The organism is Odoribacter sp. N15.MGS-14, from assembly GCF_000980245.1.
GTDB classification, from domain to species: Bacteria; Bacteroidota; Bacteroidia; order Bacteroidales; family Marinifilaceae; genus Odoribacter; species Odoribacter splanchnicus.
Map to the genome: position 1 here is coordinate 1 of NZ_LARE01000223.1, position 227 is coordinate 227.

Annotated in this window: 1 rRNA gene; it reads left to right on the forward strand. The window is 48.5% G+C overall.

From position 1 onward, the window contains the following. Positions 1 to 227 (forward strand): 23S ribosomal RNA (locus WS34_RS15270); the annotation flags it as partial.

A 227-nucleotide genomic window follows, 5' to 3' on the forward strand; every position in this document is an offset into this window, starting at 1 on the left:
AGCTAGGATGTTGGCTTGGAAGCAGCCATTCATTTAAAGAGTGCGTAACAGCTCACTAGTCGAGGAGTTTGGCGTGGATAATAATCGGGCATCAAGTATTCTACCGAAGCTTTGGGATGTGTAAACATCGGTAGGGGAGCATTCCACTCAGCGTTGAAGGCGGGGCGTGAGCCTTTCTGGAGCGTGTGGAAAAGCAAATGTAGGTATAAGTAACGATAAAGGGGGTG